General features: G+C 70.7%; 19 protein-coding genes. 3 read left to right on the top strand and 16 right to left on the bottom strand.

Features of this window, described 5'->3' with window-relative positions:
* Window positions 1–38: 38 nt before the first annotated feature.
* Complete coding sequence (locus tag OHA88_RS30470; RefSeq protein ID WP_326603654.1) at window positions 39–716, bottom strand: TerB family tellurite resistance protein; 678 nt, start codon at window positions 714–716, stop codon at window positions 39–41.
* Window positions 717–922: 206 nt separating this feature from the next.
* Window positions 923–2,710: a 2-isopropylmalate synthase gene (gene leuA, locus OHA88_RS30465; RefSeq protein WP_328627860.1), complete on the bottom strand. Its 1,788-nt coding sequence runs from the start codon at window positions 2,708–2,710 to the stop codon at window positions 923–925.
* 293 nt (window positions 2,711–3,003) lie between these two features.
* Here leuA and OHA88_RS30460 point away from each other — a divergent pair, with 293 nt between their 5' ends.
* Together OHA88_RS30460 and OHA88_RS30455 are read left to right on the top strand one after the other, a co-directional pair.
* Window positions 3,004–4,077 (top strand): M4 family metallopeptidase, encoded by a 1,074-nt coding sequence (locus tag OHA88_RS30460; protein WP_328627859.1) that lies wholly within the window; start codon window positions 3,004–3,006, stop codon window positions 4,075–4,077.
* 111 nt (window positions 4,078–4,188) lie between these two features.
* Complete coding sequence (locus OHA88_RS30455) at window positions 4,189–4,455, top strand: protealysin inhibitor emfourin (RefSeq protein ID WP_267005266.1); 267 nt, start codon at window positions 4,189–4,191, stop codon at window positions 4,453–4,455.
* 23 nt (window positions 4,456–4,478) lie between these two features.
* On the opposite strand, the gene era is transcribed toward OHA88_RS30455, so the two are convergent.
* The 7 genes from era to OHA88_RS30420 form a co-directional block, all read right to left on the bottom strand.
* On the bottom strand, window positions 4,479–5,453 hold the full coding sequence (era, locus tag OHA88_RS30450) for a GTPase Era (protein WP_326630492.1): 975 nt from the start codon (window positions 5,451–5,453) through the stop codon (window positions 4,479–4,481).
* Window positions 5,454–5,625: 172 nt separating this feature from the next.
* Window positions 5,626–5,979, bottom strand: a complete 354-nt coding sequence (locus OHA88_RS30445) for a cytidine deaminase (protein ID WP_267005264.1) — start codon at window positions 5,977–5,979, stop codon at window positions 5,626–5,628.
* A gap of 53 nt (window positions 5,980–6,032) precedes the next feature.
* Window positions 6,033–6,386, bottom strand: a complete 354-nt coding sequence (locus OHA88_RS30440; RefSeq protein WP_267005263.1) for an MmcQ/YjbR family DNA-binding protein — start codon at window positions 6,384–6,386, stop codon at window positions 6,033–6,035.
* The gene (locus tag OHA88_RS30435) at window positions 6,383–7,675 is read right to left on the bottom strand and encodes a hemolysin family protein (RefSeq protein ID WP_267005262.1); all 1,293 of its coding nucleotides are present in this window, start codon (window positions 7,673–7,675) and stop codon (window positions 6,383–6,385) included. Before OHA88_RS30435 ends, OHA88_RS30440 begins: the two co-directional genes overlap by 4 nt.
* Window positions 7,672–8,169: an rRNA maturation RNase YbeY gene (gene ybeY / locus OHA88_RS30430; protein ID WP_030921061.1), complete on the bottom strand. Its 498-nt coding sequence runs from the start codon at window positions 8,167–8,169 to the stop codon at window positions 7,672–7,674. Before ybeY ends, OHA88_RS30435 begins: the two co-directional genes overlap by 4 nt.
* 12 nt (window positions 8,170–8,181) lie before the next feature.
* On the bottom strand, window positions 8,182–9,198 hold the full coding sequence (locus tag OHA88_RS30425) for a PhoH family protein (RefSeq protein ID WP_267005261.1): 1,017 nt from the start codon (window positions 9,196–9,198) through the stop codon (window positions 8,182–8,184).
* A gap of 148 nt (window positions 9,199–9,346) precedes the next feature.
* The gene (locus tag OHA88_RS30420) at window positions 9,347–10,450 is read right to left on the bottom strand and encodes a carbohydrate kinase family protein (RefSeq protein WP_326603660.1); all 1,104 of its coding nucleotides are present in this window, start codon (window positions 10,448–10,450) and stop codon (window positions 9,347–9,349) included.
* A gap of 330 nt (window positions 10,451–10,780) precedes the next feature.
* Between OHA88_RS30420 and OHA88_RS30415 the strand changes: the two genes are divergently transcribed.
* Window positions 10,781–12,139 carry an MFS transporter gene (locus OHA88_RS30415; protein ID WP_328627858.1) on the top strand — a complete coding sequence of 453 codons (1,359 nt, stop codon included), beginning with the start codon at window positions 10,781–10,783 and terminating at the stop codon, window positions 12,137–12,139.
* On the opposite strand, the gene OHA88_RS30410 is transcribed toward OHA88_RS30415, so the two are convergent.
* The 7 genes from OHA88_RS30410 to OHA88_RS30380 all read right to left on the bottom strand — a co-directional run bounded on the left by OHA88_RS30410 (window position 12,103) and on the right by OHA88_RS30380 (window position 20,329).
* Complete coding sequence (locus tag OHA88_RS30410; RefSeq protein ID WP_328627857.1) at window positions 12,103–13,095, bottom strand: adenosine deaminase; 993 nt, start codon at window positions 13,093–13,095, stop codon at window positions 12,103–12,105. The genes OHA88_RS30415 and OHA88_RS30410 overlap by 37 nt on opposite strands.
* A gap of 35 nt (window positions 13,096–13,130) precedes the next feature.
* Complete coding sequence (locus tag OHA88_RS30405) at window positions 13,131–14,045, bottom strand: ribonuclease Z (RefSeq protein ID WP_326603663.1); 915 nt, start codon at window positions 14,043–14,045, stop codon at window positions 13,131–13,133.
* Between the two features lie 14 nt (window positions 14,046–14,059).
* A complete protein-coding gene (locus OHA88_RS30400; protein ID WP_326630482.1) occupies window positions 14,060–14,419 on the bottom strand; it encodes a histidine triad nucleotide-binding protein in 360 nt (119 codons plus the stop codon).
* A 128-nt stretch (window positions 14,420–14,547) separates the two neighbouring features.
* Window positions 14,548–17,790, bottom strand: coding sequence for a S41 family peptidase (locus OHA88_RS30395; protein ID WP_328627856.1), 3,243 nt, complete (start codon window positions 17,788–17,790; stop codon window positions 14,548–14,550).
* Window positions 17,791–17,869: 79 nt separating this feature from the next.
* Window positions 17,870–18,430, bottom strand: coding sequence for a hypothetical protein (locus tag OHA88_RS30390; RefSeq protein WP_328627855.1), 561 nt, complete (start codon window positions 18,428–18,430; stop codon window positions 17,870–17,872).
* Window positions 18,431–18,506: 76 nt separating this feature from the next.
* On the bottom strand, window positions 18,507–19,253 hold the full coding sequence (locus OHA88_RS30385; RefSeq protein WP_267005253.1) for a 16S rRNA (uracil(1498)-N(3))-methyltransferase: 747 nt from the start codon (window positions 19,251–19,253) through the stop codon (window positions 18,507–18,509).
* Entirely contained in the window at window positions 19,250–20,329 is a 1,080-nt protein-coding gene (locus OHA88_RS30380; protein WP_328627854.1) for a nitronate monooxygenase, read from the bottom strand. Before OHA88_RS30380 ends, OHA88_RS30385 begins: the two co-directional genes overlap by 4 nt.
* Between the last annotated feature and the right edge of the window lie 121 nt (window positions 20,330–20,450).

The raw sequence follows: 20,450 nt of genomic DNA, 5'->3' as shown, positions 1-20,450 counted from the left end.
TGCCGGGGCGGGGCGCGCCGGGGCACGGGGAGCAGGCGCTAGGACGGGGTACGCGCCGCCGCGGCGAGCAGCCGGGCCGTGTCGTCCGCGCAGAGCTGCAGCGCCGCACCGACCGTGGTCAGCACCTCGCGCTCGGCCTGGCTGTACGGGCCGTCGGCGAGCGCGATCCTGGCACCCTGCAGCAGGATCGATTCACGTCCGGCGGGCGCCAGATGCGGGGCGAGTGGTTCCAGCGCCTCGTGGAGCTCGATGGCGAGGGCGGCGCCGCACGCCTCGGCCGCGGCGTCGAAGGCGGAGCCGTGGCCGATGTCCGCGGCGAGCACCTCGACGACGGTGGAGAGTTGCTCCTCCGTGCAGTCGTCGAATCCGGCGCCGCGCACGGTGGCCACCGCGGTCTCCAGGACCGTGCGCGAGGTGGTGCCACCGGCGGCGAGGATACCGAGGGCGACGGTGTGGACGGCGTCCCTGAGCATCGCGGAGAACCGGGTGGTGGTGGGGTGGTCGAGCGCGTCGGTGTCGAAGTGCGTGCGGCAGGCGGCGCATTCGACGACGGGGCCCACGGTGCCGCGGCGCATCAGCGGCACGCCGAGCACGGTGAAGCGCCGACGGCCGGTGAGACGGCGGTAGTTGCGGTCGCCGCCGCAGCCGGGGCAGAAGAACTCGCCGTCGGCGACGGCGTCCCAGATGGTGCGGATGCCGCAGATACGCAGCTTCATGGCGCGTTGTCCCAGGGCTGACCGCACGTCGCACACCTCCGTAACGCTCCGGCAACATTGCCGTGTCGACGTGATGTTAACCACAGTCACGATGTGGCGTCAGCACCTCGATCGTCACAACCGTCGGGAGATGGCCGAACCCCGCCCCCGGGAACCGGGTGACGGGGTTCGTCGATCATGCACCTGTGCGCCCTTTCGGGCGCCGGTCAGCGGGTCGCGCGGTTGACCGCGGAGACGACCGCCTTCAGCGAGGCCCGCGTGGTGTTGGCGTCGATGCCGATGCCCCACAGGACCTTTCCGTCGATCGCGCACTCGATGTACGAGGCGGCCTGGGCGCTCGCACCCTCGCTCATCGTGTGCTCGGTGTAGTCCAGCAGACGGGCGTCGATGCCGATGGCCTGCAGCGCTTCGAAGAACGCGGAGATCGGACCGTTGCCGGATCCGGTCAGCACGGTGTCCGTGCCGTCCACGGTCGCGTCGACGGTGATCGTGTCCCGGCCGTCGGAATCGGTCGTCGTCTGACCGGAACGGATCTGTACGCGGCCCCAGGCGTTCTCCGGGTTGGGCAGGTACTCGTCCTGGAACGTGGACCAGATCTGCGTCGGCGTGACCTCGCCGCCCTCGGCATCGGTCTTGGCCTGAATGATCCGGGAGAACTCGATCTGCATCCGGCGCGGCAGGTCCAGCTTGTGGTCGTTCTTCAGGACGTAGGCGATTCCGCCCTTGCCGGACTGCGAGTTGACCCGGATGACGGCCTCGTACGAGCGGCCGACGTCCTTCGGGTCGATCGGCAGGTACGGCACCGCCCACTCGATCTCGTCGACGGTCTTGCCCTGGGCGGCCGCGTCGGCCTCCATGGCGTCGAAACCCTTCTTGATGGCGTCCTGGTGGGAGCCGGAGAAGGCGGTGTAGACCAGGTCGCCCGCGTAGGGGTGGCGCGGGTGGACCTCCATCTGGTTGCAGTACTCGCTGGTGCGGCGGATCTCGTCGATCTGCGAGAAGTCGATCTGCGGGTCGACACCCTGCGAGAACAGGTTCATGCCCAGCGTCACCAGGTCGACGTTGCCGGTGCGCTCGCCCTGGCCGAACAGACAGCCCTCGATCCGGTCCGCGCCGGCCATGATCGCCAGTTCGGCAGCGGCGACGGCGGTGCCGCGGTCGTTGTGCGGGTGGACCGACAGACAGATGTGCTCGCGGCGCGACAGGTTGCGCGACATCCACTCGAACCGGTCCGCGTGTGTGGACGGTGTCGAACGCTCCACGGTGGCGGGCAGGTTGAGGATGATCTCGCGGCCCTCCTCGGGCTGCCAGACGTCACAGACTGCCTCGCAGACCTCCAGCGCGAAGTCCAGCTCGGTGTCGGTGAAGATCTCCGGGCTGTACTGGTAGCCGAAGATCGTCTCGTCGCCGAGGATCTTCTCCGCGTACTCCATGACCAGCCGGGTGCCGTCCACCGCGATCTGCTTGACCTCCTCCTTCGAACCGCGGAAGACCACGCGGCGGAAGGTGGGGGCGGTGGCGTTGTACAGGTGCACGGTGGCGCGCCGCGCACCGACCAGTGATTCAACAGTTCGCTCGATCAGCTCCTCGCGGGCCTGGGTGAGGACGGAGATCGTCACGTCCTCGGGGATCGCGCCCTCTTCGATGATGGAGCGGACGAACGCGAAGTCGGTCTCACCGGAGGACGGGAAACCGACCTCGATCTCCTTGTAGCCCATGCGTACGAGCAGGTCGAACATCTCGCGCTTGCGGGCCGGCGACATCGGGTCGATCAGCGCCTGGTTGCCGTCGCGCAGATCGGTGGACAGCCAGCGGGGCGCCACGGTGATCCGGTTGTCCGGCCAGGTGCGGTCGGGGATGTCGACGGCCGCGTACCGGCCGTACTTGTGGATCGGCATCCCGGACGGCTTCTGCAGCGCGGTGGCGTTGGTGATCGGCGTGGGGCGGCCCACGGAGTTCTCGGCAGAGGTCCGGGCGGGATTCACGGCGGTCATGGCGTACGGCTCCTCGGGGTCCAGCAATGGGACGGCCGACTGTGTCGCTGCAGCACCAGACTCCGCGGGGAGGGGGTCGGCCTACGACTACAGGCCCTCGCCGCGGCAGCTAAGAAGAAGCAGCCCGTAACGCATGATGCAACGAGACTAACCGAGGGGTGCCTGGGATGTCGGTCCGTATCAGTATGCGGGACCGAGTGCCGGTAACGGGTAAACAGTGATCAATCACTCCATTTCGTCAATCCTGATGGCAACCAGTGACACGACGGTGACGCGGTGCCACAGTCGACCCCATGCAGCCTCGACCTCAGCACGGGTTCCATCCCGTCTTCTGCACGATCGTGCCGCCCCATGTTCTCGACAAGCTGTCGCAGGCCGACGACCCCGGTCTCTCCGGTCCGGCCCGCCGCACCCTGGAGGGCGACGCCGCCCGGCGCACCCGCCGCCAGATGACCACCCTCGTCCCCTCCGTGCCCACCGTGGCGACGGGGACGGAGTCCGACAAGCCCGAGCGCATCCTGTACGACTGTCGGCACGGCACGCAGCTGCCGGGCTTCAAGGTCCGCTCCGAGGGGGAGCAGCCGACGCAGGACGCGAGCGTCAACCGCGCGTACGCGGGACTCGGCGCCACCTTCGAACTGCTGCTCACGGCGTACGGCCGCCGTTCGATCGACGGCAACGGGCTGCCGCTGATCGGCTCCGTGCACTACGACGAGCAGTACAACAACGCGTTCTTCGACGGCGAGCAGATGGTCTTCGGCGACGGGGACGGGGAGATCTTCCTCGACTTCACCGTCGCCATCGATGTGATCGGCCACGAACTGACGCACGGCCTCACCCAGTACACGGCCAACCTGAGCTATTTCGGCCAGTCCGGCGCGCTCAACGAGTCCATGTCGGACGTCTTCGGCTCCCTGGTCAAGCAGTACTCGCTGGGCCAGACCGCGGACCGGGCCGACTGGCTGATCGGCGCCGGACTGCTGGCCCCCCGGGTCCAGGGGCAGGCGCTGCGCTCGATGAAGGCGCCGGGAACGGCGTACGACGACGATGTGCTCGGCAAGGACCCGCAGCCCGCGTCGATGGAGGACTACATCCACACCACCGAGGACAACGGCGGTGTACATCTGAACTCCGGCATCCCGAACCGCGCCTTCTACCTGCTGGCCACGGCGCTCGGCGGCAACGCGTGGGAGCGGGCGGGACAGCTCTGGTTCGACGTGCTCACGGGCGACGGACTGGCCGGGGACGCGGGCTTCTCGGACTTCGCCCGTCTGACGGTCGAGGCGGCGAAGGACCGCTACGGCGAGGGCGACGAACTGGAGGCGGTACGGAAGGCCTGGTCGGAGGTCGGCGTGCCGTCTGCGTAGTCCCAGGAGCAAGCCCCTCGGAGGTCCCCATGTCTTTTTGAGGCCATGGGGGGAGATTGAGGAGCGGAGTCCGGGGCAGAGCCCCGGGGACAACCCGAGAGGAGCCGGACCTTGCGCATCCAGGTACGTCGCACCGGCGGTTTCGCCGGCATCGCACGCCACCGCGAGGTCGACACCTCGGGCCTGGCCGACGCCGCCGACTGGGAGGCCCTGGCCGAATCCGCGCTCGCGGACGGCCGGGGCACTCCACCGCCCGGGGTGCCGGACGGCTTCCAGTACCGGATCACGGTCGGTGACCGCACCGTCCACTGCGCGGATCCGCATCTGACCGACGCGCAGCGCGCACTGATCTCACGCGTCCTCAAGGAGGGCGCGTGAGATCGGTGCGCGGCTGACCCGCCTCAGAATCCGAGCTTGCGCAGCTGCTTGGGATCGCGCTGCCAGTCCTTGGCGACCTTCACGTGCAGGTCCAGGAAGACCGGCGTACCGAGCAGCGCCTCGATGTGCTTGCGCGACTTCATGCCGACCTCCTTCAGCCGCTTGCCCTTCGGGCCGATGATGATGCCCTTCTGGCTGGGCCGCTCGATGTAGACGTTCGCGTGGATGTCCAGCAGCGGCCTGTCCGCCGGACGGTCCTCGCGCGGCAGCATCTCCTCGACGACGACCGCGATGGAGTGCGGCAGCTCGTCGCGTACGCCTTCGAGCGCGGCCTCCCGGATCAGCTCCGCGACCATGACCATCTCGGGCTCGTCGGTGAGGTCGCCCTCCGGGTACAGCGGCGGGCTCTCGGGGAGCAGCGGGGCGATCAGGTCGGCGAGCAGGCCGACCTGGCTGTCCTTCACGGCGGAGACCGGGATGATCTCGGCCCACTCGAAGCCGAGCTCCTCGCCGAGGCGGGAGACGGCGAGCAGCTGTTCGGCGAGCTGCTTGGAGTCGACCAGGTCGGTCTTGGTGATGATCGCGATCTTCGGGGTCTTCTTGATCCCGGCGAGTTCCTTGACGATGAACTTGTCGCCGGGGCCGAGCTTCTGGTCGGCGGGCAGGCAGAAGCCGATGACGTCGACCTCGGCCCAGGTGGTGCGTACGACGTCGTTGAGCCGCTCGCCCAGCAGGGTGCGCGGCTTGTGGAGGCCGGGGGTGTCGACCAGGATCAGCTGCGCATCCTCGCGGTGCACGATGCCGCGCACCGTGTGCCGGGTGGTCTGGGGCCGGTTGGAGGTGATCGCCACCTTCTGGCCGACCAGAGCGTTCGTAAGGGTGGACTTGCCCGCGTTGGGGCGGCCCACGAAGCAGGCGAAGCCGGCCCGGTGGGGGGCGTTGTTCTCAGCCTGCTGCGCAGCAGCTTCTGGGTTAGGTCGAGCGCTCATGGCGCCCATTGTCCCCGATCCGGACGGCCCTGCCGCACAGCGGGCCGCCGCATGGCTCCTCGGGCGTCGTCCCAGGCCGTACCGGTGCGGCTCCGACGGGCCCGGTACGGGATGCCGGCCGGGCTCTTTCCGGTGCCGGGGACCCGCGCCCGGGTGCGCTCGGCGGTGTGTCGGCCCGACGTCAGCCGGCCGTCACGCTGAGCCGGAGCACACCGTCCGGCCCGGCCAGCAGCACCGGGGTCGCCGGCCCGCCCAGGTCCCGTACCGCCGCACGGTCCGCGTCCGACGGGGCCTCGGCCTCGGAGACGATCGCGGCCGCCTCCAGCGAGGTGGCGCCGCTGGCCACCGCCATCGCGACGGCGGTCTGCAGCGCGCTGAGCCTCAGCGACTCCAGCTGCACGGTCCCCGCGACATACGTACGCCCGGTCTCGTCCCGTACGGCCGCGCCCTCCGGCACACCGTTGCGGGCGCGGGCGCTGCGCGCCAGGGTGACGATCTTGCGGTCCTCGGGGCCGAGGTCGGTGCTCTCAGTCATGTGCCGAGCATACGAAGCGGGTGGCTCGTTCCCCGCCCCGCCCCCGCAGAGAACTACGCCCGGTCCAGCCGCAGCCGTTCCGCCCGCGGCAGCCCCGCCACCACCAGGTCGTACGAGTCCTCGATCAGCTCCCGCAGCAACCGTCCCGGCACCCCGGACACCGTCACCGTGTTCCAGTGCCGCTTGTTCATGTGCCAGCCCGGCACGATCGCCGCGTACTCCTCCCGCAACCGCACCGCGTCATCCGGATCGCACTTCAGATTGACCGTCAGCGGCCGCGCGTCCAGCGTGCTGAGCGCGAACATCTTGCCGAGCACCTTGAACACCGAGGTCTCCGGTCCGAACGGAAACTCCTCGACGCTCGCGTTGAACTCCAGGCAGAACACCCTCAGCTCCTGCGGAGTCATTCCGCCTTCTCCTCCTCCGGCCCCACCGGCTCCACCAGCACCGTGACAATCTTGTTCCGGCGTCCCGCCGGAGACTCCGCCGTCAGCCGCAGCCGACGCCCGTCGGGCAGGTCGACGACCGCCGACGCCCCGGCGATCGGCACCCGGCCCAGCGCCTTCGCGAGCAGCCCGCCGACCGTTTCCACGTCCTCGTCGTCGTACTCGTCGAGGTCGAACAGGTCGCCGAGGTCACCGATGTCGAGCCGGGCGGTCACCCGGAAGCAGCCGTTCTCCAGCGCCTGGACGGGCGGCAGTTCGCGGTCGTACTCATCGGTGATCTCGCCGACGATCTCCTCCAGGATGTCCTCGATCGTGACGATCCCCGCCGTGCCGCCGTACTCGTCGATGACGACGGCGACATGGCTGCGGTCCTGCTGCATCTCGCGCAGCAGATCCCCGGCGTTCTTCGTGTCCGGCACGAACGCGGCCGGCCGCATCGCCGTGGAGACCAGATCGGCTTCCGACTCCCGGTTGATGTGCGTCTTGCGGACGAGGTCCTTGAGGTAGACGATCCCGACGATGTCGTCCTCGTTCTCCCCGGTGACCGGGATCCGCGAGAACCCGGAGCGCAGGGCCAGGGTCAGCGCCTGCCGGATCGTCTTGTACCGCTCGATGCAGACCAGATCCGTCCGCGGCACCATCACCTCGCGTACGAGCGTGTCGCCGAGCTCGAAGACGGAGTGCACCATGCGCCGCTCCTCGTCCTCGATCAGCGACTCCTGCTCGGCGAGGTCGACCATCGCCCGCAGTTCGGCCTCGCTCGCGAACGGCCCCTTGCGGAAACCCTTGCCGGGCGTGAGCGCGTTGCCCAGCAGGATCAGCAGTTGCGGGATCGGGCCCATGATCCTGGCCAGCGGCAGCAGGACGTACGCCGCGGCCGTCGCCGTGTTCAGCGGGTGCTGCCTGCCGATGGTCCGCGGCGAGACCCCGATGGCTACATAGGAGACGAGGACCATCACGCCCATCGCGACGGCCAGCGCCTCCCAGGTCTCCGTGAACTCCTTCAGGCAGGCGTACGTGACGAGCACCCCGGCCGCCATCTCGCAGGCGACCCGCACCAGCAGGGCGACATTGAGATAGCGGGTCGGGTCGGCCGCGACCTGTTCCAGCTTGTCGCTGCCGCGCCGCCCGGACCGGACAGCCTCGGCGGCCCGGAAGCTCGACGTCCGGGCGATGCCCGCCTCGGCGCAGGCCGCCAGCCAGCCGACGACGATCAGCAGGACGGCTCCGGTGATGAGGGGGACGCTCACGACACGGTCGGGGCGGGCGACGGACCGGTCAGGCCGTGCTCGGCGCGCCAGCCGTCGACGATCGCCGCCTGGAGACCGAACATCTCGGCCTTCTCGTCCGGCTCCTCGTGGTCGTACCCGAGGAGATGCAGCACTCCGTGGACGGTGAGGAGCTGGAGCTCCTCGTCCATGGAGTGCTGGGTCTCCGCGTCCTCGCCCTGCTTCTTCGCCACCTCGGGGCAGAGCACGATGTCACCGAGGAGGCCCTGCGGGGGCTCCTCGTCGTCCTTGGCCGGCGGACGCAGTTCGTCCATCGGGAAGGACATGACATCCGTCGGACCCGGCAGGTCCATCCACTGGATGTGGAGCTGCTCCATGGCGTCGGTGTCCACCACGATCACCGAGAGTTCGGAGAGCGGGTGGATCCGCATCCGCGCGAGCGCGTAACGGGCGATGTCGAGGATCGCCTGCTCGTCGACCTCGGTTCCGGACTCGTTGTTGACGTCGATCGACATGGTGCGCTGCGACTACTTCCCGTTGTGGCTGTCTCGGTTGTCGTACTTCTCGTACGCGTCGACGATACGGCCGACCAGCTTGTGCCGGACGACATCCTGGGAGGTGAGCCGGGAGAAGTACACGTCCTGGACACCGTCGAGGATGTCCTGGACCTGGCGCAGGCCGCTCTTCGTGCCGTTCGGCAGGTCCACCTGGGTGACGTCACCGGTGACGACGATCTTCGAGTCGAAGCCGAGGCGGGTGAGGAACATCTTCATCTGCTCGGCGCTGGTGTTCTGCGCCTCGTCGAGAATGATGAACGCGTCATTGAGCGTGCGGCCGCGCATGTAGGCCAGCGGCGCCACCTCGATCGTGCCCGCCGCCATCAGCCGCGGGATCGAGTCGGCGTCGAGCATGTCGTGCAGCGCGTCGTAGAGCGGACGCAGATACGGGTCGATCTTGTCGAAGAGCGTGCCGGGCAGGAAGCCGAGCCGCTCCCCCGCTTCGACGGCGGGCCGGGTCAGGATGATCCGGCTGACCTGCTTGGACTGCAGGGCCTGGACCGCCTTCGCCATGGCGAGGTAGGTCTTGCCGGTACCGGCGGGTCCGATGCCGAAGACGATCGTGTGCTTGTCGATCGCGTCCACGTACCGCTTCTGGTTGAGCGTCTTGGGGCGGATCGTGCGACCGCGGCTGGAAAGGATGTTCTGGGTGAGCACCTCGGCGGGAGTCTCGCCCTGCGGCTCCCCCTGACCGTTGCCACTCGCCCGGAGCATGGCGATCGAGCGTTCCACTGCGTCCTCCGTCATCGGCTGCCCGGTGCGGAGCACGAGCATCATCTCGTCGAACAAGCGCTGGATCAGGGCGACATCGACCGCATCCCCGATGGCACTGATCTCATTGCCCCGGACATGGATATCGGCGGCCGGGAACGCCGTTTCGATCACGCGCAGCAGCGAGTCTCCCGATCCCAGGAGCATCACCATGGGGTGTGCGGCCGGGATCCTGATCTGGGCACGCGCCTGCGGCTGTGTGGGTGTCTGAGTCATGGGCCGGCCCTCGGGCCTGCACATACCTCCCGTTGCAGGGTTCTCGCTGCTCGACAACCTCTGGATTACCAAGCGTACGACTCCGCACGGACAACACCGAGGGCTTTTTCGTACGCATGGCGAACACGCGTGCCCGCGTGCCTCACTGTCAGGCCGGGCTGCGGAAGCCGATCGTGGGTACGGCCCGGCGCAGCGGCCACGGCCGGGCGGCCGCGGGCAGCAGGTCCTCCAGGAAGGCGTACCGCTGCAGCGCCGCCGGATCCTGGCCGTCGCAGGTGCGGACCCGCTGCCACCAGGCGGCGATCTCCGCCCAGCCCGGCGCCGACAGGGACCCGCCGAACTCCTGCACGGAGAGCGCCGCGGTCAGTCCGGCGAAGGCCAGCCGGTCGGCCAGCGGCCAGTCCGCCAGGGTGCCGGTGACGAAACCGGCGACGAAGACGTCGCCCGCCCCGGTCGGATCGAGCGCCTCGACCTCGATCGCCGGCACCTCGGCGGTGACGCCGGTCGCCGCGTCCACCGCGTACGCGCCCTCCGCACCGAGCGTGACGACGGCGAGCGGCACCCGCTCGGCCAGATGGTGGGCGGCGGCGCGCGGGCAGTCGGTGCGGGTGTAGCGCATCGCCTCCTCCGCGTTGGGCAGAAAGGCCTGGCAGTGCTCCAGGTCGGGCAGCGCGTCCAGGTCCCACCGGCCGGTCTCGTCCCAGCCGACGTCGGCGAAGATCCGGGCGCCGTGCCGGGCCGCGGTGGCCACCCACGGTTCGCTGCGGCCGGGAGCCAGTGAGGCGATGGCGGCGCGGGCGCGCGGCGGGCAGTGCGGGAAGGTCCGGTTCGCCGGGGTGGCGGGCGGCGGGGCCTCGTGGCCGTGCGAGACCATCGTCCGCTCGCCCTCGTACGCCATCGACACGGTCACCGGTGAATGCCAGCCACGGACGGTGTGCGACATCGAGAGGTCGATGCCCTCGCCCTGCTCGAGGGCGTCCCAGCAGTACTCCCCGTAGTGGTCGTCACCGAATGCCGCGGCGAGCGAGGTGTGCAGTCCGAGTCTGGCCAGTGCGGTGGCCATGTTGGCGACCCCGCCGGGGCTGGAACCCATGCCGCGCGCCCAGGACTCGGTGCCGCGCACCGGGGCGCTGTCCAGGCCGGTGAAGACGATGTCGAGGAAGACCGTGCCGGTGAGGAACACGTCGCAGGCCGGGTCCTGCGGGGCGCGCAGTCCGTCCAGTGGGTCGATGCCTGGATTGTCTGTGCTCACCTTGCACTCCCCGGTCGTGGCAGATCCCGCCAGTGTGCCCGATACGCGTACACATCCGGAGGGTCCGCGCCGCCGCGCCGGGAGGGCGTGCGGCCGGCCTGCGCGTACGCGCGCTGACCTGCGTAAACATTCGCTGCTACCCGGCCCGTAAAACTGTAAACACAAATGTGATCCAGATCACATGAGGGCGCCTTTCGGTCAGCTGTGCGCACTTGATACAAATTGGCGCGCGAGCATCGCCGTCGACGTCACCGACGGGTGCGCCGCTTCCCCCTGCATTTTCCTTCATTGCCCTCCCCTGCCTTCTTCGGCATGTCTTCAGGAACTCCCATGTCCTCGCGCCCTCGCGCCGCGTGGCCCCTGGTCGCCGTGTTCACCGCCGGTTACCTCGCCGCCTATCTGCTCCCCACCCTTGTCGCCAGGCTCTCCACCCATCTGGGCCTCAGCGCGGCCCAGGCCGGTCTGGTCGGCAGCGCGCTGCTGTTGAGTTCGGCCACCGCCGGGTTCTCACTGGCGGGCCGGGTCGAGGTGTACGGACTGCGGAGACCGGCGCGGATCGGGCTGCTCCTGGCCGTGGCCGGGTACGGCTGCGCCGCGCTGACGGGCTCCGTGCCGCTGGTGGTCATGGGCGCGATGATCGGCGGCTTCGGCTCCGGTACGGCGACGGCGGTGGCCGCGGCCGGCATCGCCGCGCAGCGCGATCCGCACCGCACCTCGTCCCTGGGACTGCTCAGCGTCTCCGCGACCGCGGGAGCCCTCTATCTGACGATGCCGCACCTGGGCAGCAGCCACCGGCTGCCGTTCGCCTCGATCGCGCTGGTCGCCCTGCTCGTCTGGCCCGCCACCGCACGGCTCGGCGGCTCGGCGGCCACCGGTACCGGCACGTCCGCCTCCGGGCGGCTGCCGCACCGCCGCTCCGGTCTCGTGCTGGCGGGCGGCATGCTCGTCTGGTCCATGGCACAGAACGCACTGTGGGGCGTCAGCAGCCGGATCGGCGTGGTCCAGGCCGGGCTCTCCGAGGTCACCGTCGGAGCGGTGTTCGCCGCCGCACTCGGCGCCGCGCTGCTCGGTGTGATGGGTGCCGGGGTGCTGGGCGCACGGCTCGGCCGGGCCCTGCCGATCGGTCTCGGGACGGTGATCATCGCGGCCAGCATCGTGCTCAGCTCGTCGGCGGGCGGCCTCGGTTCGTTCGCCGCCGGCGAGATCACGTGGAACATCGTCTACCCGGTGGTCCTGTCGTATCTGATCGGTCTGGCCGCAGCCCTGGACGTACGCGGACGCTGGGCGGTCCTTGCGGGCGCCGCGTCGTCCGTCGGCGTGGCCTGCGGCCCGGTGCTCGGCAGTGTGCTGTCCGAGGTGGCCGGCTATCCGGTCATGGGCTTGATCCTGGGCGCCGTGACGCTGCTGGTCGCCGCCCCGGTCACGGCCGTCGCGCTGCACACCGGTGGCCGTCCGCTGGTGCCCGGTTCGGTCCGCCGCCGGGGCGGCGCTCCCGCGGCCCTGCTCGCCGCCACCACCGGCACGCTGTCGGGTGCGGTGCCGAAATTGGGGTCGCCCGAACAGGCCGTCACGGAGATCAGCGTGCCCGCGCTGCGCCGCAGGCGTCTCGGCAGGAACGCGTTCCGGACGGCCGGTCCGTCGGGTGCGGGCGGTCAGTCGAACGCGTACGCCTCGACCTCCGACAGATAGCGCGACCTGCGCTCCTCGTCGTGGTCGAGGAAGGCCGCCTCGAAGGAGTTGCGGGCCAGCGTGCGCAGCTGCTCACGCTCCAGGCCGAGGGCCTCATGGACGGCGTGGAAGGTGTCTCCGACGTATCCGCCGAAGTAGGCGGGGTCGTCGGAGTTCACCGTGCAGACCAGCCCGGCGTCCAGCATGGCCCGCAGCGGGTGGTCCTCCAGGGTGTCGACGGCGCGCAGCCGCACGTTGGACAGCGGGCAGAGCGTGAGCGGCACCCGCTCGGCGACGAGCCGCTTCACCAGCTCCGGGTCCTCCATGCAGCGCAGCCCGTGATCGATGCGCTCGACCCCGAGGATGTCGAGCGCCTCCCGGATGTACTCGGGCGGGCCCTCCTCGCCGGCGTGCGCGACCTTCCGCAGCCCGAGCGCCTCGGCCGCCTCGTACACCTCACGGAACTTCGCGGGCGGATGCCCGACCTCCGCCGAGTCGAGGCCGACGGCGCTGATCCGGTGCAGATAGGGCTTCGCGGCGTCGAGGGTCTCCAGGGCCGACTCAGCGGTCTGGTCGCGCAGGAAACACATGATCAGCTGGGTGGAGATGCCGTGCTCCTCCTCGCTGCGGTCCAGCGCCCGGCCGAGTCCTTCGACGACGGTGCCGATCGGGACGCCACGGGCGGTGTGCGCCTGCGGGTCGAAGAAGATCTCCGCGTGGCGCACGCCCTGGGCAGCGGCGCGGGTGAGATAGGCGTCGGCGAGTTCCTCGAAGTCCTGCTCGGTGCGCAGGACGGCCATCAGCGCGTAGTACAGGTCGAGGAAGGTCTGCAGATCGTCGAAGAGGTAGGCGGTGCGCAGCTCTTCGGTGTCCGCGTACGGCAGCACCACGCCGTTGCGCGCGGCGAGGACGAAGGCCAGCTCGGGTTCGAGGGTTCCTTCGATGTGGAGGTGGAGTTCGGCCTTGGGGAGTTGCACGGGTTTCTCGCTAACGAATGGTGTTGCTGTTGCTGTCACTGCTGCTGATGGCGGGTGGGAACGGGAACGCTCATCAGGTCCTGGGCGATGGTCAGTTCGCCCTCGAACCCGGCGGCGCGAGCCTGGGTGGCGAAGACATCCGGGTCTGCGTACCGCTGCGAGAAGTGCGTGAGTACGAGATGCCGTACGCCTGCCTCCCGGGCCACCCGGGCCGCCTGTCCGGCGGTGAGATGACCGTGGTCGGTGGCGAGACGTTCGTCCTCGTCGAGGAAGGTCGACTCGATGACCAGCATGTCGCACCCCTCGGCGAGCGCGTACACGCCGTCGCAGAGCCTTGTGTCCATGATGAACGCGAAGCGCTGTCCGCGCCTGCGCTCGGAGACCTCGTCGAGGCCGACGCCGCCCAGCGAGCCCTCGCGCTGGATCCGTCCGACGTCCGGCCCGCTGATCCCGTGCTCGGCGAGCCGGTCGGGGAGCATGCGCCGCCGGTCGGGCTCGACGAGGCGGTAGCCGTACGACTCGACGGGGTGCGAGAGCCTGTGGCTGTGCAGGGTGTACGCGTCCGTCTCGGCGAGGATCCCGTCGGTGGCGACCGGGGCCTCGGTCAGCTCGACGGACTCGCGGTAGGCGGTCGCGTACCGCAGCCGCTCGAAGAAGTGCCGGCCGCTCGCCGGGTAGTGCGCGGTGACGGGGTGCGGTACCTGGTCGAGGTTGATCCGCTGGATCACCCCGGCCAGGCCGAGCGAGTGGTCGCCGTGGAAGTGCGTGATGCAGATCCGGTTGATGTCGTGCGCGGCGACCCCGGCCCGCAGCATCTGGCGCTGGGTGCCCTCGCCCGGGTCGAAGAGGATGCCCTCGCCGTCCCAGCGCAGCAGATAGCCGTTGTGGTTGCGGTGCCGGGTGGGGACCTGGCTGGCGGTGCCGAGGACGACGAGTTCTCGTACGGACATGGTGCGGCGGCCTGTTATCCGGGAGGCCACTGCATTCCGCGGCCGCCCAGGATGTGGGCGTGCGCGTGGAAGACGGTCTGCCCGGCACCGGCGCCGGTGTTGAAGACGACCCGGTAACCGGTGTCGGTGATCTTCTCGTCGGCGGCGACGTGCCCGGCCTCGCGCAGTATGTCGGCGGCGATCTGCGGTTCGGCGGCGGCGAGGGTGGCGGCGTCGCGGTGGTGGACGCGCGGGATGACGAGGATGTGGGTGGGGGCCTGGGGGTTGATGTCGCGGAAGGCGACGGTCGTCTCGGTCTCGCGGACGATGGTTGCCGGGACGTCTCCCGAGACGATCTTGCAGAACAGGCAGTCGGGCTGCGGTTCTCCCGCCATGGCCGGGCTCCTCGGTCGCGTGGTTGATCCGTACACGGGCATGCTATCGGGCGCGGTTGCCCCGTTCCCGAAGCCGGGGCGGCGCCCCGGCTTCGGGAACGGGCGAGCAGGGGAACAAGCCCCCGCCCCTACTCCGGCAGACCCGGTGCCGTCTTCGCCGGGCTCTCCGCGAGCCCCTCGAGCGCGATCCGGATCGCCGCATCCAGCTGCGGATCCCGCCCCGACGCATGGTCCTGCGGCGCCATCACGACCTCCACATCGGGATCCACCCCGTGGTTCTCCACGCCCCAGCCGTACCCCTCCAGCCAGAACGCGTACTTGGGCTGCGTGACCAGCGTGCCGTCGACCAGCCGGTACCGGCTGTCGATGCCCACCACGCCGCCCCACGTCCGCGTACCGACCACCGGCCCGATCCTGAGCGCCTTGATCGCCGCGTTCACGATGTCGCCGTCCGAGCCGGAGAACTCGTTCGCCACGGCCACCACCGGACCGCGCGGCGCGTCCCCGGGGTAGCTGTACGGCTGCATGCCGCGCGGCAGGTCCCAGCCGACGATGCGGCGGGCCAGCTTCTCCACGACCAGCTGCGACGTGTGGCCGCCCCGGTTCTCCCGCACGTCCACCACCAGCCCTTCACGGGCCACTTCGACCCGCAGGTCCCGGTGGAGCTGGGCCCAGCCCGAGCCGACCATGTCGGGGACGTGGAGGTAGCCGAGGCGCCCGCCGGACCGCTCGTGCACGTACGCCCGCCGGTCCGCCACCCACGCGTGGTACCGCAGCGCCTCCTCGTCCGCGGTCGGCACGACGACGACATGACGCAGGTTGCCGCCGTCCGCCGGTTCGACGGTCAGCTCGACCGGCTTGCCCGCCGAGCCGGTGAGCAGCGGTCCGGGCCCGGTCAGGGGGTCGATCTCCTGCCCGTCGACGGCAAGGATCGCGTCCCCGGCGCGGACCGCGACGCCGGGCGCGGCGAGCGGCGAGCGGGCTGCCGGGTCGGACGTCTCGGACGGCAGGATCCGGTCGATGCGCCAATGGCCGTCGTCCGTACGGGAGATGTCGGCCCCGAGCAGCCCCTGCCGGCTCGTGTCGTCGTGCCGGCCGCCCTGCGGCGTCACATACGCATGCGAGGTCCCGAGCTCCCCCTGCACCTCCCAGAGCAGGTCTACGAGGTCGTCATGGGTGGCGACGCGCGCCAGCACGGGCCGGTAGCGGTCGAGGACCCCGTCCCAGTCGACGCCGCCCATGTCGGGCCGCCAGAAGTTGTCGCGCATGATGCGGCCGGCCTCGTCGTACATCTGGCGCCATTCGGCGGCCGGTTCGACGGTCCGGCGGATCCGGGAGAGGTCGACGGTGTCGCTGCCGCCGTCGTGGTCGTCGTCGGAGCCCGCCGGGACACGACTGTCGGCGGGTACGACGCGCAGCTTGCCCCGGGTGTGCAGGACCAGCCGCTTGCCGTCGCCGCTGACGGCGAACCGGCTGACGTCGGAGGCGAGTTCGTCGCTGTGCAGCTTCTCCAGGTCGTACCGCTCCAGGACGGTCTCCGGCCCCCGGGAGTCCGGCGTCGCCCCTGCCGTTCCGAGCACGCCCGTCACCGGGTGCCGCAGCCACAGCAGTCCGTCCTTCGCCGCGCGCAGGGAGGAGTAGCGGGCGGCCTCGACGGGCAGCGGCACGATCCGGTCGGCGAGCCCTTCGAGGTCGATCCGGGTGACGGGCAGCGCGGTGGGGTTGTCCTGGTCGCCCTCGCCGGAGCTCTTCTCCTTCTCGGTCGGGCGGCCGTGGCGCTGCGGCCCGAACGGGGAGGGTGTGGTGGCCGCGAGCGTCAGCAGGTGCGGGCGGCAGGCGCCGACGAAGGCCAGGTCGAAGACGTGCGCGTCGTAGACCGGGTCGAAGGCCCGCTCGGAGAGGAAGGCGAGGTGCTTGCCGTCGATGGTGAACGCCGGGGCGTAGTCCCGGAAGCGGAGCGGCGTGGCCTCGGCGACCGACAGGTCGGCGAGGTGCGCGAGCTTGAGCTGGCTCAGCGGCTCGGGCCCGGGGTGGGACCAGGCGAGCCATGCGGAGTCGGGCGAGAAGACGAGCCCGGAGGCGTCGCCGTGTTCGCTGCGGTCGACCTCGTGGACCTCTCCCCTCTCCCGCTCGACGATCAGGATCCGGCCGTCGTGCGAGGCGACGGCGAACCGGCTGCCGTCGGGGGACGCCGCCAGGTCGAGCACCCTGCCGAGCCGGCCGGCGGCCAGCCGGCGCGGTGCGGTGCCAGGGGCGATCCCGGTGGCGGGTGCGCACTCGAGGGCGTCGTCGCCCTCCGCGTCGGTGACCCAGACGACGTGCTGATCGCCGTCGGCCTGGAAGGTACGGGGCAGTCTGGCCCGTACCCCGGGTTCGACGGCCAGTGCGCGGGCCGGGCCCTCCCGGTGGGTGACCCAGTGGACGGCGCCGCGCGTCCCGACGGCGCTGCCGCGGCCGGTACGGTCCGGGGACGCCGAGTCGAGGTGGCTCCCGGCGTGCACGGGGTGCGGCTGGAGGTCGGCGCGCTGGCCGCCGAGGCGGATGTCGAGACGTCGGGGTCCGGCGCCTTCGAGGTCGTCGAGCAGCCACAGCTCACCGGCCGAGGCGTAGCTGACGCGGGTGCCGTCGGTCGTCGCGTGGCGGGCGTAGAAGCCGTCGGCCTCGGTGTGCCGGCGCAGGTCGGAGCCGTCGGGGAGCGAGGAGTAGAGCGCGCCGACGCCTTCGTGGTCGGAGAGGAAGGCGAGACGGTCGCCGACCCACATCGGGCATTCGATGTTGCCGTCGAGGCCCTCGTGGATCCGTACGAAGTCCGCGACGCCGTCCGGTCCCTGGCCTTCCCCGGGTGCTTGCGCGAGCCACAACTTGCCTGCCGTGCCGCCCCGGTAGCGCTTCCAGGTGGCGGCCTCGCGCCCCATGGTGGCGGAGAGCAGCAGGACCCGTCCGCCGGGTCCGTACGCGAGGGAGCCGACCGGTCCGTACGGCAGGGTCCGGGCGGGCCCGCCGTCGACCGGGACGGCGCGGGCCCAGCTGCGGCGCAGCGACACCTGCCCCTGGGTGCTGATGACGAGGACGTCGCCTTCGGGGGTCCAGCCGCGTACGGACGTCCGGGCGTCGCCCCAGTAGGTCAGCCGCTTCGAGGGGCCGCCGTCGACGGGCGCGAGGTGCACCTCGGGGGCACCGTCCCGGGTGGATGTCCAGGCGACGTGGGTGCCGTCGGGCGATATCCGCGGCTGGCTGACGGGCCGGTTGTCGGCGCTGACCCGCCAGGCCCGGCCGCCGTCGAGCGGCGCCAGCCAGACATCGTCCTCAGCGGTGAAGGCGATCAATTCGCCCTGGACATGGGGGTACCGGAGATAGGCAGGCTGTGTCACATCGATCACCCTAGGCCGCGGTCGTGCTCCGGGGAACGGGGTTGGCCGGAGTCCGCCCACACCTGCGTGTCGGACGCGCTCACTTGCCCCCGGGATATTCGGTCACCGTGACGGTCACGGTGACCGTCGGCCGGGCACCGCCGCCGCTTCCGCCGGCTCCACCTCCCGTCGGCGGTTTCGCACCGCCGGTCGAGGGTGAGGCGTCACAGTTGCCGAGCGCATCGGCCCGCAGGACGGTCCTGTCGCTGACCCTCCCCGTCAAGTCCCCCCGCACACAAACCCCGTTGACCTCCTTCGTGACCTTGCCGGCGAGCGTGATGTCCTTGCCGCCCACGGTCCGGCCGCGGCAGTCGACCCGCGCCACCTGCCGCACGGACGCGGAGGGTGAGGGCGAGGACCGTGTCGCACCGCCGCCCTCGACCTCGGCCGTGCAGTTCAGCCACCGCACATCGACCCCTTTGCGCTCCAGCGCCCCGGTGCCGGTCCGGTCCGTGGTCAGGGCGACGGACGCGGAATTCAGCCCGTCGATCGGCTCACAGGCGACGGCCCCCGCAACCGCCGTACCGACGAGGCACAGTACGGCCGGAATGCGACGGGTCCGGCCGCGCCCCCATGGACTTGATGCCCTCAATGTCCGCATACGTGGAAGCGTCCCACTACTCCCCCACCGCGCGGTAGACCGCTTGCGGCCACACCGTACTTGCTGTATGGGGTGGTTACGCCCAGCGACCGGTGCGCCCCAGCAGCAGGGCCGTCGCCGCGGTGCCGGCCGTGGAGGTGCGCAGCACGCTCCGGCCGAGCCGGCAGGTCCGGGCGCCGGCCTCGGCGAAGGCTTCCAGCTCGTCCGGCGAGACACCGCCCTCGGGCCCCACGACCAGCATGATCTCGCCCCCTGCCGGGAGTCCGACGGTGGCCAGCGGCTCGCTGTCGTACGCCCGCTCCTCGTGCAGGACGGCCGCGAAGTCCGCTGTGGCCAGAAGTGCGGCCACCTGTTTGGTCGTCATTGCGTCCGTCACCTCAGGGAACAGCACCCGGCGCGACTGCTTGCCCGCCTCGCGGGCCGTGTTCCGCCATTTCGCCAGGGACTTGAGGCCACGATCACCCTTCCATTGGGTGATGCAGCGCGAGGCCTGCCACGGCACGATCGCGTCGACGCCGGTCTCCGTGAGGGTCTCGACGGCGACCTCGCCGCGGTCGCCCTTGGGGAGCGCCTGGACCACGGTGATACGGGGCGCGGGCCGGGGCTCCTCGTGGACCGTGCCGAGGCTCGTCAGGACGAGCCGGTCCTTGCCCTCGGCAGCCTCCACGACGCCTTCCACCCACCGGCCGTGCCCGTCCGTCAGGACGACGTCCTCACCGGCGTGCAGCCGTTTCACCGATACGGCGTGCCGCCCCTCGGGCCCGTCCAGGACGAACCGCGGGCCGCTGGGGACCTGCTCGACGACGAAGACCGGTGCGGTCACTGCGTGCTCCTTGTGCTCACTGCCGCGCGTGCGGCATCCAGTTCCTCGGCGAGCAGTTCGGTCAGCCGGCCGGCCGGCAGCTCGCGTGCCATCCGGTGGCCCTGGCCCGCCCACAGGGCCATGCCCTGGGCGTCCCCGGCCTTGGCGGCGGCCTTGCGCAGCCCGCTGGTGACATGGTGCACCTGCGGGTAGGCGGCGGGGGCGTACGGCCCGTGCTCGCGCATGAAGCGGTTGACCAGGCCGCGGGCCGGGCGCCCGGAGAACGCCCGGGTCAGCGCCGTCCGTGCGAACAACGGGTTGGTCAGCGCCTGTTTGTGCAGCAGATGGGCACCGGACTCGGGGCAGGCCAGGAAAGCCGTGCCGAGCTGCGCCGCTTCCGCACCCGCCGCGATCACGGCCGCGATCTGGGAGCCACGCATGATGCCGCCCGCCGCGATGACCGGCAGCTGAACGGTCTCACGGACCTCGGCCACCAGGGAGAGCACCCCGATGCCGATGCCGGTGCCGTCGGTCTCCGGGTCGTCACGGTAGGTGGACCGGTGGCCGCCCGCCTCGATGCCCTGGACACAGACCGCGTCGGCGCCCGCCCACTGGGCGGTCTGCGCCTCCTCCGGCGTGGTGACGGTCACGACGGTGTACGTACCGACTCCGGCGAGCGCGTCGAAGGTGTCGCGGGTGGGGCAGCCGAACGTGAAGGAGACCGCCGGAACCGGGTCCTCCACAAGGATGGCGAGCTTGGCCTCGTATCCGTCGTCGCCGGACGAGTCCGGGTCGCCGAGCGGAGTCTCGTACCAGGCGGCCTCACCGGCCAGTTGCTGCCGGTACACCTCGACGGCGCTCGGGTCCGCGAGGTTCGGCTGCGGCATGAAGAGGTTGACGCCGAACGGCTGCCCGGTCAGTCGGCGCAGCTGTTTGATCTCGTTGTACATGCCGTCCGCCGTCTTGTACCCGGCAGCGAGGAAGCCGAGCCCGCCCGCTTCGGCGACGGCCGCGACCAGCTGTGGACAGGACACACCGCCCGCCATCGGGGCCTGCACGATCGGATACCGGCAGAGATCGGTCAACGCGGATGACATGACCGCATCGTGCCACGTCGCCTGCACCGTGCCGAATCAGCCATGAGGCGGCCCGAAAGATATCCGAAGCGGGATCCGGAAGGGGAGCCGAAGGGTGACCGGAAGGGGTACCGCCATATGC

Source organism: Streptomyces sp. NBC_00353, from assembly GCF_036108815.1.
Lineage (GTDB): Bacteria > Actinomycetota > Actinomycetes > Streptomycetales > Streptomycetaceae > Streptomyces.
The sequence above is the reverse complement of the archived record's forward strand: the minus strand, read 5'-3'. Positions and strand labels throughout refer to the sequence as shown.